Raw genomic sequence first — 15,993 nt, 5'->3', positions numbered from 1 at the left:
TACGGCCCGCCGAGCATGCGTAGGGCGGGTTAGGCGTAGCCGTAACCCGCCAGGCGCCGCCAGGGACCTTTGAGCATGGCCAGCTTCGACTTCTACTTCACCCGCCTGACTTACGAGTCCGGCGACTGGGACGTGGACATCCGCATGCCGAGCAACGTGCTCAACTCGCTGGTCGAATACACGACCCTGCGGGTTGACCCCGTCGAACGCATCGTGGCGCTGTCCGACCCCCGCATGCTCGAAGCGCCGTTCTGCTACCTGGCCGGACACAAGCTGGTGCAGTTCACCCCCGCCGAGCGCAAGAACTTCGAGCGCTATGTGCGGGGTGGTGGTTTCGTCTTCGTGGACGATTGCAACCACGATATCGACGGCCTGTTCGCCAAGTCCTTCGAAGCCGAACTGGCCAGGATGTTCGGTCCGAAGGCGCTGCACAAGATCCCGAACAACCATCCGGTGTATTCGAGCTTCTTCAAATTCGACGGCCCGCCCAACACCAGCGTGGAGCTGAACGGCTGGGGCGACGACCTGGTGCACGACTACCTGAAGGCCATCGAGTTCGGCGGCCGGGTGCGGGTCTTATACAGCAACAAGGACTACGGCTGCGAGTGGGACTACGACTTCCGCAACAAGCGCTGGCTGGTGGTGGACAACACCCGCTTCGCGGTCAACATAATTCAGTACGCATTGGGAGCATGACAGTGTCTGTGCAGTGGAATGAAAATGAAATCGGCGACCTGACCGCCAAGGTGGGCGCCCTCAAGGCCAGCATGTCGAAAGTGATCATCGGCCAGCAGGACGTGATCGATTCGCTGGTGATCTGCCTGCTGGGCGGTGGCCACGCGCTGGTGGAAGGCGTGCCGGGGCTGGGCAAGACGCTGCTGGTGAAGTCGCTGTCGCAGGCCACCGACATGGAGTTCCGCCGCGTGCAGTTCACGCCGGACCTGATGCCGTCCGATATCGTCGGCACCGAGATCCTGGAGGAGGAACACGCCACCGGCAAGCGCGAGTTCCGCTTCCAGCAAGGTCCGGTGTTTACGCAGGTGCTGCTGGCCGACGAGATCAACCGCGCGCCGCCGAAGACGCAGTCCGCGCTGCTCGAAGCCATGCAGGAGCGCTCCGTCACCTTCGCCGGCCAGACCCACAAGCTGCCCAAGCCTTTCTTCGTGCTGGCCACGCAGAACCCCATCGAGCAGGCGGGTACTTATCCGCTGCCGGAAGCGCAGCTGGACCGCTTCCTGCTGCGCATCGACGTCGGCTATCCGACCGAGGCGGAGGAGGTGGCCATGGTGTCCGCCACCACGCACGCAGGCCTGGCGGACGCGCAGCCCGTGATGGACGTGGCCACGCTGCTGCGCCTGCAGCAGCTGGTGCGCGACATTGAAATCGGCGACCACCTGCTGCTGTACGCAACGCGCCTGGTGCGCGCCACGCGGCCCAGGGAAAGCACTGTGGCGGCGGTGCGCAAGCACGTGGGCTGGGGCGCGGGGCCGCGCGCGGGACAGGCGCTGGTGCTGGCCTCCAAGGCGCGCGCACTGATGCACAACCGCCTGGCCGTGACGCGCGAAGACATTGCAGCCATGCTGCTGCCCGTATTGGCGCACCGCGTGCTGCGCAACTTCGAAGCGGAAGCGGACGGCATCGCCATCGCCGACATCCTGGCTGCGCTGCGCAACGACATCCGCCCGGACTGACCCACACGCTGATGCTGGATTCCTGATGCTGGATTCTCCTGCGCTGCTGGCGCACACCAACGACCTGGACCTGGTCATCCGCCACGTGCTGGCGGGGCTGGGCCACGGCATCCACGCGGGCCGCGAGCGCGGCGCGGGCGTGGAGTTCTCCGAGTACCGGGCTTACGCGCCGGGCGACGAGTGGCGCCGCGTGGACTGGAAGCTGCTGGCGCGCGCGGACCGCTACTACGTGCGCGAAGCGGAGCGCGACAGCCACGTCGCCACCTGGCTCTGGCTGGACGCCACCGCGTCCATGTCCGAGCCGAGCCGCCAGGTGCCGAAGGTGGACAAGCTGCGCTTCGCCGCCACGGTGCTGGGCTGCATCGCCGCCGTCGCGCAGCGGCAGGGGGACGCCTTCGGGCTGGTGGTCTGCACCGACGGCCGCACCGAATTCACGCCCGCCTCGCGCGGTCCGCGCCAGTTGCAGCGCGTGCTGGCGCAGTTGTCCAAGGCCCGGCCGCAAGGCGCGCTGCCGGACGCGGCCGCGCTCAAATCCAGCCTGCATTTCGCGCGCGCGCCCAGCCTCGTTTTCGCTGCCAGCGATTGCCTGGAATGGCCGTCGCCATTGTCCGAAGCGCTGCTGCGCTTGCGCCATATGCAGCACGACGTGCGCCTGCTGGCCGTGCGCACCCAGGCCGAAGTGGACGCCAGCTTCAACCCCGGTTCCGGCTACCGCGACCTGGAAGGCGGCATGCCGCCATCGGACGCCAACGCCGCAGGCCTGCATATGCTGACGGAATCGGGCCGCGCCGCGTACCGCGCCGCGCTGGAAGCGCACTTTGCCGGTGTTGGCGCGGCATGCCGCCAGCACGACATCCCTTATTACGAAGCACGCGTTGAGCAGCCGCTGACCGCGGTGCTGCGCGGCTGGCTGCAACTGGCGTCGCCGCGAGCGAGGGCACGATGATCTCCAGCGCACTCGCCCTGTGGTGGCTCGCCTTGCCCGTGCTGCTGCTGCCCATCTGGTGGCATCGCCAGAAGCGCCAGCGCGTCAAATCCGAGCCGCTGGCAACAGCCCGCTTCCTGCCCGCCGCCCCGCCGCAGACCGCGCGCATCTGGCGCTGGGAAGACCTGATACTGCTGGCGTTGCGCTGCCTGCTGCTGGCCGCCCTGATCGCCTGGCTCGCCGCCACCACCATGCCGTGGCGCGGAGACACCGTCTTCATCTCGCCCGCGCTGGCGGCCCGTGCCGACGCCCGGGCGCCGGCGTGGATCAAGCAGCAAATCGCCACCGCCGGCCTGAGCGCCGCGCCGCAAATTCCGCTGCCGCCGGATGCCCTGCAATGGCTGCAAGCGAACGAAAGCGAATGGCGCCCCGGCGCGCGCATGCTGGTCCTGGCCGAATCCATCCCCATGCCCTCCCAGCTCCCGCCACTGGCCCACGCCGTGGACATCCGCCTACTGCCCGCCGCCACGTCCACGGCCTCCGCGCCGCGCACGCAGCGCAGCGTTGTCGTAGCCGCGCCAGTGGAGCGCCTGGCCGCCTGGCGCGCGATGTTCGCGGCCTTCGAGGCAGCCGACGGCAGCCGCTACCTGATTGAAGACAAACCCAGCTCCGAAACAGAGCTGATCGTGTGGGACTCGCAGGCCGCGCCGCCGCCCGGCTGGCACGCGCCATTGTGGTGGCTGCCGCCATCCGCCAGGCCGGCCGCACTCGGCGCCACCGATGCCGCGAGCCCGCCGCTCGCCATCAACGGCCTGCAGCTGCAGATCGCCAGCAGCCCGCAAGGCCGCTTGTGGACCTCCGCCGCCATGCCCCCGCAAACCGCCGACGCCGCCCGCGCCCTCTACGAAACCTGGCAGTCGCTTGCCCAGCCTGTCCAGCCATACCCCATGCCCGCGATGCAGCTCGCCCCGCGCCGCAATTCGCCCTTGGCCATGCCCAACACGCCGCCCGCTGCCTGGCTTGCCTACCTGCTGTTGGCCCTGTTTGCCCTTGAACGCCTGATGACCCATGTCCGCCGACGCTGACTTCCGCTCCACCGTGCTGCGCCGATTGTGGCGCGCCATCCTGCTGCGCCGCGCACCGCTGTGGGCCGCCGCGCTGCTGCCGCTGCTGGCGCTGATGCTGTTCGCACTGCTGCGGCCAGCTCCGCTTTCCGCCGTAACGAAAGCCGCCACCATCCTGCTGCCGGCCGCGTGGCTGATTTGGTTCGCTCTCGACCTGCGCGCCCTGCAGCGCCGCGTCCGCGCCGAATGGGCGCGCTGGCTGGACGCCGCCGTGCCTGCGCTGGAAGACAGCAGCACCCTGCTCGCCACCGAACCCGCCACCCCGGTGGCCCGCCTCCAGCGCAACCGCCTGCAAGCCCGCCTGCTCGAGGTGCTGCGCGAGGAAGACTACCGCGCCATCGCCCGCACCCGCATCCGCTTCACGCTCCTGCCCATCATTGCCAGCCTGCTGTGCGCCGCGTCGGCCTACGCCTGGCAGCAAACCCGGAGCGTTCCCGCAAGCACAGGCGGCAAATCCGCCAGCCAGTCCCAACCAGCCGCCCCCGGCGAAATCGTCCTGCGCGTCACCCCGCCCGCATACACCAAAGCCGCCGCCTTCGAATCCGGTGCCGCCGACATCCAGGTTCCGCAGCACAGCCAGGTGCAATGGTGCTACAAGCGCAGCGGCGAGCCGCCCGCCACCCTGGAACTGAGCGACGGCCAGACGCTTGCGTTAACGAAGGACTGCGCCAGCTGGACCGCCACCGAATCCATCTTCTGGCGCGTGCGCGGCGGAGCAGGCAGCCGCCACAATATCCGCGTCACCATAGACCAGGCGCCGCAAGTGGCGATCACCGCACCCGCCGAAGCGATCCAGATCCTGCCTGCCGGTACGCAGTCCGTGCAGTTGTCCGTCTCGGCGCGCGACGACTACGGCATCGTGCGCGCCAGCCTGCACTTGACGCTGGCGCGCGGCAGCGGCGAGAACATCCGTTTCAGCGACCGCGAAATGCCGCTGCCTCAATCGCCGGATCCGCGCACGCGCAACTGGCAGAAGAACTGGCCGCTTGCAGAACTGGGCATGGAGCCTGGCGACGAGCTGTACTTCTTCGTCCGCGCAACGGACAATGCCCCCGGCCAGCCGCACACCGTGCAGACGCCAACCTACACGCTGCGCCTGCCCGGGCCGCAAACCGAAAGCCTGGATTCCTCCGCACTGCCTACCCTGGTCAAGCCGGAGAGCTTGCGCAGCCAGCGCCAGATCATTATCGACACCGAGCAGCTGGTGGCCGACATGCCTCGCCTGAACGCCGCCACGCTGCGCGAACGCAGCGAGTCCATCGCAGGCGACCAGTCGGCCCTGCGCTTGCGCTACGGCCAGTTCCTGGGCGAGGAATCCACCCTGTTCGGCGACGAGCATGGACACGACGAAGGCCATCAGGCAGGCCACGCTGAAGGTACAGGCGGTTTCAAGGACGGCAGCATGGCCAGCATCGTCGCCGAGTTTGGCCACAAGCACGACGAAACGGACAACGCCACCATCTTCGATCCCAAGACCAAGGAAGTGCTGCGCCGCGCGCTCAAGGCCATGTGGGACTCCGAGAAGCAGCTGCGCGCCATGTTGCCCAAGGCGGCGCTGGCGCCGGAGTACAAGGCGCTGGACGCCATCAAGGAACTGCAGCAGGCCGAGCGCGTTTATCTGCACCGTACCGCCTTTGTGCCGCCCGCCATCAAGGAAGAAAAGCGCCTGACCGGCGACGTGGTCGGCGCGCAAAGCTACAAGCGCGCGCAGGGCGCGGCGGACGACAAGGTACCGCAGGATGTGCGCGAGCTGGTGCAAGCGCTGGCCGGCAACGGAGCGTTGCCCGCCTTGTGGAGCAAGAGTGCGCGCAGCATCATCGCCGAACGCATCGGAGGCGACGAACAGAAGCTGGCTGCGCAGCGCGCCGTGCAGGATGTGGCGGACGGCTGCACCAGCTGCCGCGCCGTGCTGCGTGCCTACCTGCGCGCCACGCTCACCGAAGCGGCCGTGGTGCTGCAGGCGAAACCGCAGTCCGACAGTAAATTCCGCCAGGCCTGGCGCAGCAAGGAGCAGCCATGATGGCAACCATGGAAATGTTCGGCATCGCCTTCAGCTTCGGCGCAGCCAGCGGTGGAGTGCTGCTGGCCGGGCTGTTCAGCGCTGCGCTGTATGTGCGCAGGGACCAGGCGCTCAACGCTCTTCTGGCATTGCTGGCCGCACTGGCGCTGGCCGCCATGCTGGCCTCCCCAATGCAGCCTGCCGCCCGCGCCGGCGAAATCGCCATCGCAACCGGTGCGCCTTCCGCGCCTGCGGGCGACGCCCAGGCGCGCGCGCTGCTCGCCGTGCCGCAGTCCGGATCGATCGCGCTGACCGGCCATGGCTTGCGTGCCGCACAGTGGGACGACCTGCCAGCGCGCCCACTGCGCTGGACTGCGCCGCAGGGCGATCTGCTGCGCCTCGAATTCCCCCGCACGCTGCCGCTCGGCCGCAGCTTCATCCTCTCCGCGCGCCACACCGGCGCGCAATCCGGCTGGCGCCTGCAACTGCTCGCCGAGAACGGACAAGTGCTGGCAGAGTCGTCCCAAGCCGCTAAACCGCCCAGCCAGTCCGCCGCGCTCTCGCTGACCTGGCAACCGCCGCTGGCCGAACAGATGCTGCTGCAGGCCCGCCTGCTCGACGCGGCCGGGAAGACCGTCGCACAAGGCCCCGTGCCGCTGCAAGTCACGCCGCCGGTCCCGCTGCAAATCATCGGCCGCTTCGGCGCTCCCTCGTTCGACGCGCGCGCGCTGAACCAGCTCCTGTCCGACAGCGGCGCCTTGCTGGACTGGCAGACCACTCTGGGTAAAGGCCTGAGCCGCAGCGAATCCGCGCGCGCCGACCTGGCCGAGCCCAACGGGCAAGTGGTCGATGCGGCCTGGTTTGAATCCCTGTCCGCCCCCGCGCGCACCGCGCTGCTGGCGCAAACAGGGCAGGGCGTTCCGCTGCTTATCCTGGGTGGCAACGCGTCCAGCGCCGCGATCTGGCAGCGGGACCTGGCGCTGCGCCTCGTGCCCCAAAACCCGACCACGGAAAAGGAAGATGTCCGCCAGTTCAGCGTGAACAGCGAACAGCTCGCCATGCCGCCTGCCTCCCTCAATCCTGCATCCCAGCCGGGCGAAGGCTGGAGTGCCGTAGCTGTCGATGGCAAAGGCCAGCACTGGCTGTGGCAGCGCGAATGGAAGAAAGGCAGCATTGCTTGGGTAGGCGTATCGGACTGGCACCGCTACGCCATCTCGTCGCCCGCCGCGCTCGGCCAGTGGTGGCAAGCGCTGTTCGACAAGGCCGCCGCCGGCGCCACGCAGAAGCTCGCTTGGCAGCAGCCGGACCCGATGCCCGTGGCAGGCTTGCGCACCGAGATCTGCGTCCAGGGCGCCGAGGCTGGAAGCAGCTTGCACATTGATGGACAGGCCGGCCTAGCCGTGCAGCCAGGCCTGGTGTGGCAAGCGCGTCGTGCCCAAGCCGAAATGGTGTGCGCCGCATTCCTGCCGCAGCAAGCCGGCTGGCTCACGCTGCGCAGCGGCGCGTCCGAACACCGCGTCTACATCTATGCCGCCAGCGACTGGCCGCAATGGCAGCAAGCCTTGCGCCAGGACGCCACTGCCCGCTATGCCGCGCGCTCTCCTGAAGCGGTAGCTGCAAGCAGCCCGCGCGCGCCATTCCCGTCATGGCCCTTCGCGCTGATTTGCGCGGCCGCCATGCTCGCCCTCTGGCAGCGCGAGCGCCGCTGATCGTGGGCGTGTGCCCGGCTCCGATCGCCGCCTAGGGCTTCCCCTGCCACTGCTGGATGTAGCCGGGTGTTTCGCCGGCGCCCTCGGCGGGAGCGGGAGCGGCACGCACGCGCTGCAGCGGCAGCACGCCGGTCCAGGTGTCGATGGCCATGTCCTCGGCGTCATCCTGCGGGCCGCCCGCGCGTACCTTGCACGCCGCCTCGTCCAGCGCAATGCGCATTACTGTGGTGGCGGCGTATTCCTTGTCGCTGCCGCCGCGCACCTGCGCCTGCCGGCCCGGCAGTAGCTGCTCCATGAACGCCTCCATTGCGCCGCGTTTGGCGTCTCCCTCCACGATCTCGAACTGGCCGTACACCATCGCAGAACGGTAGTTCATCGAATGGTTGAAGGCCGAACGCGCCATGACCAGGCCGTCCACATGCGTGATGGTGACGCAGGCTTCGCTTTCCGCCAGCCGCTTGAGCATGCGGCTGCCGTTCGAACCGTGGATGTACAAATGGCCGCCTTCGCGCCAGCATGCGGTGGGGATGCAATGTGGGCCACTCTCGTCGGTGAAGGCGATGTGGCATACGTAGGCGTCATCGATGATGGCGTACAGCGTGGCGCTGTCATAGGCGGCGTTGGTGGGGATGCGGCGCACCCGCGTGCGTGGGGATGGATGTGTTTTCATGTGGTGCAATATAATCAATGTCTGGCTCTGTAAAAAGATCCAGAACGTTAGAATATTTTGGAGCCACGATGGACTATGCCTTGCTTGTTTCCTCCTTCACGCAGCGCCACTCCGGGCAAGGCTGGCCGCGCCAGCGCATGCTGCACGAATGCCTGCGCGCTGCGATACGCGACGGCACGCTGGCCGCCGGCACGCGCCTGGTGGCCACGCGCACGCTGGCGGCGGAGCTAGGCATGGCGCGCAACACGGTTCTCTACGCCTACGAGCAGCTGGCATGCGAAGGCTACGCAGTAAGTGACCGGCGCGGCACGGTCGTGGCGCCGGTGGCGGCAGCCATCGCTTCCGCTGGCGCTTCCGCCGCCGCAAGCGTCGCCGCTGTCGCTGCCGCACACGCTGCCACGCGCGCACAAGCGCAGCAGCCGTTCGGGGAGCCTCACCACAGCCTGTCGCGCCGCGCGCGCAATCTGCGCGAGGTGGGCGGCCCGGCCCACCAAATGGGCGCCTTCGTGCCCGGCGTGCCGGCGCTGGACGCCTTTCCCGCCGCGCACTGGCGTCGCCTGCTGGACCGCGTGTGGCGCGGCCTCAATCCCGCCCAGCTGAACTACGGCGACCCGGCCGGCGAGGAAGCGCTGCGCAGCGCCATTGCAGACCATCTGCGCGCCTCGCGCGGCGTGCTGTGCGGCGCCAGCCAGGTTTTCATCACCGACGGCACGCAGAGCAGCCTGGACCTGTGCGCGCGCGCCTGCGCGGACGAAGGCGACACAGTCTGGATCGAGCACCCCGGCTACCTCGGCGCGCTGGCCGCCTTCCGTGGCGCGGGCCTGAAAGTGGAGGGCATCGCCGTGGATGAAGACGGCATAGCGCCCACGCCGCAGGACTGGCGCCAGCGCCCGCCGCGCCTGATCTACACCACGCCTTCGCACCAGTATCCAGTGGGCGGCGTGCTGGCTTTGGAGCGCAGGCTGGCGCTGATCGCCGGCGCGCGCGCCGCAGGCGCATTGATTATCGAGGACGACTACGACAGCGAGTTCCGCCACGACGGCCCGCCGCTGGCCGCCATGCAGGGCCTGGCGCCGGACGCGCCGGTGCTCTACCTGGGCACCTTCAGCAAGACCATGTTCCCAGCTCTGCGCATCGGCTTCCTGGTGGCGCCGCAAGGCCTGGCCGAACCACTGGCCGCCATGCGCGCGCAGTCGGCCGCGCGCGGACGCGTGGCCGAGCAGCTGGCGCTGGCGGAGTTCCTGCGCAGCGGCCAGTTCGCACTGCACCTGCGCCGCATGCGCCGCCTGTACCGCCAGCGGCGCGACGTGCTGGTGGCCTCTCTGCGCCAGCATATGGGAACGATTGCGGAAGTGCACGGCGCATCCGCCGGCATGCACCTGGCGCTGCGCTTCACGGTTCCTGCGCTGGACGACACCGCGATCAGCGCGCGGCTGGCGCAGGAAGGCATCGTCGCCCACGCGCTCAGCATGCATGCGACCTGCGAACGCACCCAGGCCTGGCATGGCCTCATGCTGGGCTATGCGCAGATTCCTGCGGACTTGATGGAGGGATTTGTGCGGCGGCTGGCGGCGGTGGTCCACCTGGCCGCCTATGAGGCGAAACTACCTGAGGCGCGCCCGCCGCGCGTGGCAACGCGCAAGCGGGCGGCTTAGTGGTGTGGCTTAGAACACCGTATCAAACTTCACGTACATCGAACGGCCGTTCACGCCGAACGGGCAGGTCTCCCAGCAGTACTTGAAGCCCAGTTTCGGGAAGTCGCCGCCGTTTTTCCATTCGGACGGATAGGTGTCGAACAGATTGTTCACGCCCACCGACACGCTGGTCTTCTTGCTGAAGTTGTAGCGGCCGCTCGCGTCCACGATCCACTTCGCGTCCCAGGTCTGCAGCGGGCTGAAACCTTCGCCCTGCACTTCGCCGTAGTAGTTGGCGCGGGTGTTCACGTTCCACTGGCCCAGCGTGTAGTCCGCTGCCACCACATGGTGCTTGCGTGGCTGGCCGCGTTCGATCAGCGTCACCTGCGCCTGGTTGAACAGCTGCGCGCCGCTCAGCAGGCTCGAAGGCGAATGGCGCTTCGTCACTTCGGTCTTGTTGAAGCCCAGCTGGCCGGACAGCACCAGGGTGGACGCGTCGAACCTGGTGGTGTGGTCGGCTACGATGTCCAGGCCCTGGGTCTTGGTGTCGACCGCGTTGGTGAAGAACTGCGCCTGGCCTACCTTCAGCGGGTTCAGCACGTTGGCGATAGGACCGCCGCCGGCTTCAGGCGATATCTCGCTCGAGAACACGATGCGGTCCTTGATCTTGATCTGGTACACGTCCGCCGTCAGCGACATGTTCTTGGCCGGGCGCAGCACCATGCCGATGGACGCGTTGCGCGAGGTTTCTTCCTTCAGCGGCTTGATGCCCAGCGCGGTGGTCACGGCGCTGCCTTCGCGCGCGGTCAGGGTCTCGGTCAGCTGGCCGGCCGAGTTCAGGTTGGTCGACACGGAGCTGTAGAACTTCTGCTGCACGCCCGGCGCGCGGAAGCCGGACGACACGCTGCCGCGCAGGCCGAATTCCTTGCTCGGATCCCAGCGCGCGCTGAACTTGCCGGTGGTGGTGCTGCCGAAGTCGGAGTACTTCTCGTAGCGCACCGCGCCGGCCAGCAGCAGCTCCTTGAATGGACGGTATTCGCTGTCCAGGAACAGGGCGATGTTGTGGCGGCCTTCATCCACGGCGGTGGCCGGGGTGTAGCCGGGGAAGCCCTGCGTGCCGGATGCCGCCACGCCGCCGGTCTGGTCCTTGATCACGATGGCCGGATTGTTGGTGCGGCCGTACTGGTAGGACACCGGATCGCCCGCGACGATCTGGTAGTTGTCCTGGCGGTACTCAAAGCCGGTGGCCACGAAGATCTCTTCGCCGCCCAGTTTGACCGGACCTTTGATGTCGGCGTTGAAGGTGGTCTGGTTGAATTTCAGCTTGCCGGTGTCGGCTTCAAACGGCGACTGCGCGTAGATGCCGCCACCCGGTTTCGGCTCGAACCAGTAGGAGATGTTGATGGTTTCCTTTTCGTGGAAATCCAGTTCGCTCATGCCGTGGTTGATGCTGACGTCGGCCTTCCAGTCGTTGGCCAGGTCGCGGCGGTAGCCGAAGGCAAAGGAGCCGTCTTTCACGGTGGTGCGGATATTCGGCAGGAACCCTTCCGGATACACGGACGGCACGTTGCGGCCGTCGCCCTTGGAGCGGTAGAAGCCGGACGAATCGCCCTTGCGCTTGGAGAAGCCGCCGAAGGCGTAGAACTCGCTCGATTTGTCGATCGGCAGGGCCGCGTTCCACCATGCGTAGGCGTCTTTGGCGTCGCTGTCGCCGATGCGCTGGGTCACGCGCGGCGGGTTCACGCGCAGCGAATCGACGCCGGCGCGGTTGGTTTCCTCGCGTTTGCGCGCTTCCACCGACAGGTTGATAAAGCCGCCGTTCTCGCCCAGCGCCCAGCCGCGGTTCACGCTGCCGGAGATCATGTCGCCGTCGCCTTCCTTGGTGGTGCCGACCTGGCCGCTCACGGCGGTCTCGTTCACGTTCGACTTCAGCACGATGTTGATCACGCCGGCGATGGCGTCCGAGCCGTATTGGGCGGCGGCGCCGTCGCGCAGCACTTCGATGTGGTGGATGGCCGACAGCGGAATGGCGTTGATGTCGGTACCGGCCGAACCGCGTCCGATGGTCTGCTGCACGTTCACCAGCGCCTGCTGGTGGCGGCGCTTGCCGTTCACCAGGACCAGCAGCTGGTCAGGGCCGAGCGAGCGCAGGGTGGCCGGACGAATAATGTCCGTACCGTCGCTGATGAAGGTGGTCGAGAAGTTGAACGACGGGTCCAGCGTCTGCAGCAGCTTGCCCAGCTCCAGCGGGCCGGCCGACTGCATGTCCTTCATGTTGATCAGGCCTACCGGCGAGGACGTGTCCAGCGCGGTCTTGGCGGTCGAGCGCGAACCCAGCACGACCACGGTCTGCTCTTCGCCCTGCGGCGCGGCGGCGGTCTGTGCGTAAGCCTGGGAGGCGGCCAGCAGGACGGCGCTGGCGAGGAGGGTGCGTTTGAAGCGGAAAGGCGAAGCCTGGCGTGCTGCAATCTTCTTCATGTAAGGTCCATTCTCTCTCGTTATAGTGGCTCGGAAAGCGGGGTAAGCTTCCGGCAGTGCGAAAATACTAACGCGCACAATTGAGCGGACCAAGAGTTAATGCACACCAGATGCATTCTTTTAGTGCATTTGTTGTAAAAACGAATAATCTTTATTAAATTGCGTGATTTCTCCAGAGTAATATCGTAAGGTAGTCCTTTGGACGCCGATTATTGCGGCCTTATTGTTGATCCAACATCCATCCCTTCAGTCCGTCCACCCACGCCTTGGCGCGCAGGTTCAGGCGGTTCTTGATCGCGCCCGCGCGTTCGTACAGCACGCTGAAGTCGATCTGCGGCGACTGCTTGAACGCAATCACGACGATATTCGCGTCATGCACCTCGGGCAGCCACACCACCGCATCGAACACCAGCTCCATGGCCTGCAGGTTCTTGTCGTAGTTGCTGAACTCGCCGAACACATTGGTGGTCATGATGCCGTTAGGGCTCAGGCAGTCGAAGCAGGCCTGGTAGAACTCCGGCGTATCGAGCACCGGGCCGCGCGCCTCCTCGTCGTACAGGTCCACCTGCAGGATATCGACGGCGCCGTGGTTGGCCGGGTCCATCACGAAATCGAGCGCGTTCATTTCCACCACGTTCAGGCGGCCGTCGTTGTCGGGCAGGCCGAACAGCGCGCGGCAGATCGCGATCACGTTGGGATTGAGCTCCACGGCGGTCACCCTGGCGTCCGGGAAGCGCTGGTAGCAGAACTTGGTCAGCGCAGCGCTGCCCAGGCCCAGCTGGACGATATGGCGCGGCTGGTCGTGGAACAGCATCCACATCATCATCATCTGCACATATTCCAGCTCGATGGCGTCCGGCTTGGCGATGCGCATGGCGCCCTGCACCCAGGAGGTGCCCAGGTGCAGCGAGCGTACGCCCTGGAATTCGGTGATGGTGGCCGGCGGATGGCCGGGCTGGTCGTAGCGGGCGGAAGTGGGAAGCGATTTCATCCTGCTAGTTTACCAGCCGCCACGGCCGCGCGCCGCAGGCTCAGGCGCAGCTCGCTTGCAGCGGCAGGATCAGCGTCACGGTAAGGCCGCCGCCGTCGCGGTTGGCGAGCGTGATGCGGCCGCCGTGCGCTTCGGCGATCTCGCGCGCCAGCGCCAGGCCCAGGCCGGTGCCGCTGCGCTTGGTGGAGTAGAAGGGCACCAGCGCGTTGGCCAGCACGGCGTCGCTCATGCCGGGGCCGCGGTCCTGTACTTCGATGCGCACCAGCCCTTGCACGCGCCGCACCGCCAGGCTCACGCCGTCCGCCGGCGAGCCGGATTCGTGCGCGTTTTTCAGCAGGTTCAAAAGCGCCTGCTCCATTTGAGCGCCGTCGAAACAGGCGCCGTCCGGCGGCGCTTCGCCCAGCAGCGTGAACTCGGCCTGGTCCTTGAGCTGGGCAATGAAGGCGGGCCACTGGTGCTCTTCCAGGCGCGGCGTGGGCAGCTTGGCGAAGCGGGCGTAGCCGAGGATAAAGCTTTCCAGGTGGCGCGTGCGCTCTTCGATGGTGGCGAGGATTTGCGGCAGGCGCTCGGTCTGGCCGCGCCGCACCAGCTCGGCGCCGGAGTGGGCCAGCGAGGTCAGCGGGGCGAGCGAGTTGTTCAGCTCGTGGCTGATGACGCGGATGACTTTTTTCCAGGTCTGCACTTCCTGCCGCCGCAGCTCCAGCGTCAGCTGGCGCAGCAGCAGCAGTTCGTGCTTGCGGCCGTTCAGGTTGAAGCTGCGCCTGGCCAGGTGGTAGACCTCTTCGTCTTCGGCCTCGCCGGTGGTGAACAGGCCGTCGCCGCCGCGCGCCATGGCGTCCACCAGGGCCGGCGCGGCCTGGGCCAGGATGGCGTCCAGGCGGTGGCCTTCCAGGCGGCGGCCCTGGTGCAGCAGCTGGCGCGCGGCCAGGTTGGCGTAGACGATGGGGCCGCCGTCGCTGACCAGCAGCATGGCCACCGGCGTGTTCTGCACCATGGTGTCGAGCAGCAGTTCGCGCTGCACCAGGCCGAGGCGCTGTTCGCGCAGCACCTGGCCCAGCGCATTGTGCGCGCCCACCAGGTCGCTCAGTTCGTCGTTCTGCGGCCAGTGCAGGCTGAAGGAGAAGTCGCCGTCCTGGTAGCTGGTGACGGTGCCCGTCAGCGCGCGGAACAGCGACAGCATGTGCTCGAGCTGGGCGCGGATGGTGATGATGGCGATGGGGATGACCGCCAGCAGGCAGATGCCGACCACCAGCGTGGGCTGGTCGGGCAGCAGCCGCGTCAGCGCCAGCGCGATCAGGATGCCGAGGGTAAGCAGCGTGCCCACCAGCGCGGACCAGCGCGTGAGCAGGGACAGGCGTATGCCCAGGTCGCGTTTTCCGCTCATTGTCCGCCCATGGCGCGCGTCATGCGCGCGCGATGCCGAGCCGCTCCATGCGGCGGTACAGCGCCTGGCGCGACAGGCCCAGCTCGGCGGCGGCCTGCGCCACCACGCCGTGCGCGCGCCGCAGCGCCTGCGAGATGGCGTCGCGGTCCGGCTCGGCGTCTGCCGTGGATGCTGCGGACAGCGCCGGGGAGGGCGCGGCGGCGGCGGGCAGGCCCAGGTCGGTGACCTTGATGACGTCGCCGCTCGCCAGCAGGCAGGCGCGCTGCATCACGTTCTTCAGCTCGCGCACATTGCCGGGCCAGCCGTGCGCCTGCAGCGCCGCCTGCGCGTGCGCGTCCAGCGTCTTGCGTCCGTCCAGGAAGTGCAGGGCCAGCGGCAGGATGTCGGCCGGGCGGGCCGCCAGCGGCGGCAGGTTCAGTTCGATCACGTTCAGGCGGTAGAACAGGTCTTCGCGGAAGGTGCCGGCCCGTATCATCGCCTGCAGGTCGGCATTGGTGGCGCTGACCACGCGCACCCGCACCTGCCGCTCGCGGTTCGATCCCAGCCGCTCGAAGCGGCCGGTTTCCAGCACACGCAGCAGCTTCATCTGCCCGGCCAGCGGCAGGTTGCCTATCTCGTCCAGGAACAGCGTGCCGCCGTCGGCCGCTTCAAATTTCCCCTCGCGCGCCTTGGAGGCGCCGGTGTAGGCGCCGGCGTCCGCGCCGAACAGCTCGGCCTCGATCAGCTCGGCCGGCAGGGCGCCGCAGTTGAGCACAACGAAGGGGCCGTCGCGCACGGCTGAATTGGCCTGGATGATTTCCGCGATGCGTTCCTTGCCGCTGCCGTTCGGTCCGCTGATCAGCACCGGCACGTCCGAGCGCGCCACCTGGCAGGCCAGGTGGATCACGCGTTCGGTGGCCGGGTCCTGCCACACCATGCCGCGCAGATCGTGCTTCTCCAGGTCGCGCCGCTGCCGCAGCTCGCTCTGCATGCGCTGCGACAGGGCGCGGTTGGCCTGGCCCAGCTCGATCAGATTGGTGACGGTGGCAATCAGGCGGTTGTCGTCCCAGGGCTTGGCCAGGTAGTCGGCGGCGCCGGCCTTGATCAGGTCGACGGCGGCGTTCAGATGGGTCCAGGCCGTGAGCAGGATGACCGGCAGGTCGGGGTGGCGCGCGCGGATGGCGCGGAACAGCGCCACGCCTTCCTCGCCGGAGGTGGTGTCGGCGGTGAAGTTCATGTCCTGGATCACCAGGTCGATGGCGGCGCTGCGCTGTTCCAGCAGGGCCAGGCCGGCCTCGGGCGAGGCCGCGCGCAGCGCGTCGATGTCGTGCAGCGAAAACAGGACTTCGAGCGCGACGGCGATGGCGGCGTTGTCGTCGATTATCAGTACGGTAGGCATGCCGCCAGCA

General features: G+C 67.7%; 12 protein-coding genes. 7 read left to right on the top strand and 5 right to left on the bottom strand.

Annotated features, from left to right (window positions below):
• The first annotated feature begins 75 nt into the window (after nt 1-75).
• The 6 genes from GTP77_RS07105 to GTP77_RS07080 are packed head-to-tail and all read left to right on the top strand — an operon-like array spanning nt 76 to nt 7,448.
• Nucleotides 76-696, top strand: coding sequence for a DUF4159 domain-containing protein (locus GTP77_RS07105; RefSeq protein ID WP_161071465.1), 621 nt, complete (start codon nt 76-78; stop codon nt 694-696).
• On the top strand, nt 693-1,691 hold the full coding sequence (locus GTP77_RS07100; RefSeq protein ID WP_161071464.1) for an AAA family ATPase: 999 nt from the start codon (nt 693-695) through the stop codon (nt 1,689-1,691). The genes GTP77_RS07105 and GTP77_RS07100 overlap by 4 nt, the downstream gene beginning before the upstream one ends.
• Nucleotides 1,692-1,716: 25 nt before the next feature.
• Nucleotides 1,717-2,637: a DUF58 domain-containing protein gene (locus GTP77_RS07095; protein WP_161071463.1), complete on the top strand. Its 921-nt coding sequence runs from the start codon at nt 1,717-1,719 to the stop codon at nt 2,635-2,637.
• A complete protein-coding gene (locus GTP77_RS07090; RefSeq protein ID WP_161071462.1) occupies nt 2,634-3,701 on the top strand; it encodes a BatA domain-containing protein in 1,068 nt (355 codons plus the stop codon). Before GTP77_RS07095 ends, GTP77_RS07090 begins: the two co-directional genes overlap by 4 nt.
• On the top strand, nt 3,685-5,760 hold the full coding sequence (locus GTP77_RS07085) for a DUF4175 domain-containing protein (RefSeq protein ID WP_161071461.1): 2,076 nt from the start codon (nt 3,685-3,687) through the stop codon (nt 5,758-5,760). Before GTP77_RS07090 ends, GTP77_RS07085 begins: the two co-directional genes overlap by 17 nt.
• Nucleotides 5,757-7,448, top strand: coding sequence for a hypothetical protein (locus tag GTP77_RS07080; RefSeq protein ID WP_229202108.1), 1,692 nt, complete (start codon nt 5,757-5,759; stop codon nt 7,446-7,448). Before GTP77_RS07085 ends, GTP77_RS07080 begins: the two co-directional genes overlap by 4 nt.
• Before the next feature lie 31 nt (nt 7,449-7,479).
• Here the strand turns inward: GTP77_RS07080 and GTP77_RS07075 are convergent, their stop codons facing one another.
• A complete protein-coding gene (locus tag GTP77_RS07075) occupies nt 7,480-8,118 on the bottom strand; it encodes a pyridoxamine 5'-phosphate oxidase family protein (protein WP_161071460.1) in 639 nt (212 codons plus the stop codon).
• Between the two features lie 68 nt (nt 8,119-8,186).
• Here GTP77_RS07075 and pdxR point away from each other — a divergent pair, with 68 nt between their 5' ends.
• On the top strand, nt 8,187-9,773 hold the full coding sequence (pdxR, locus tag GTP77_RS07070) for a MocR-like pyridoxine biosynthesis transcription factor PdxR (RefSeq protein WP_161071459.1): 1,587 nt from the start codon (nt 8,187-8,189) through the stop codon (nt 9,771-9,773).
• Between the two features lie 9 nt (nt 9,774-9,782).
• Here the strand turns inward: pdxR and GTP77_RS07065 are convergent, their stop codons facing one another.
• From GTP77_RS07065 to GTP77_RS07050, 4 genes are all read right to left on the bottom strand, one after another.
• The gene (locus tag GTP77_RS07065; RefSeq protein WP_161071458.1) at nt 9,783-12,230 is read right to left on the bottom strand and encodes a TonB-dependent receptor plug domain-containing protein; all 2,448 of its coding nucleotides are present in this window, start codon (nt 12,228-12,230) and stop codon (nt 9,783-9,785) included.
• A 220-nt stretch (nt 12,231-12,450) separates the two neighbouring features.
• Nucleotides 12,451-13,221 carry a spermine/spermidine synthase domain-containing protein gene (locus tag GTP77_RS07060; protein ID WP_161071457.1) on the bottom strand — a complete coding sequence of 257 codons (771 nt, stop codon included), beginning with the start codon at nt 13,219-13,221 and terminating at the stop codon, nt 12,451-12,453.
• 40 nt (nt 13,222-13,261) lie between these two features.
• Complete coding sequence (locus tag GTP77_RS07055) at nt 13,262-14,605, bottom strand: sensor histidine kinase (protein ID WP_161071456.1); 1,344 nt, start codon at nt 14,603-14,605, stop codon at nt 13,262-13,264.
• 19 nt (nt 14,606-14,624) lie between these two features.
• Nucleotides 14,625-15,983, bottom strand: a complete 1,359-nt coding sequence (locus GTP77_RS07050) for a sigma-54-dependent transcriptional regulator (protein ID WP_161071455.1) — start codon at nt 15,981-15,983, stop codon at nt 14,625-14,627.
• Nucleotides 15,984-15,993 lie beyond the last annotated feature (10 nt).

Origin of the sequence: Pseudoduganella aquatica, assembly GCF_009857595.1 — a bacterium.
GTDB classification, from domain to species: domain Bacteria; phylum Pseudomonadota; class Gammaproteobacteria; order Burkholderiales; family Burkholderiaceae_D; genus Rugamonas; species Rugamonas aquatica_A.
Note: the sequence above shows the minus strand (reverse complement) of the source record. Positions and strands in the feature narration are given on the sequence as shown.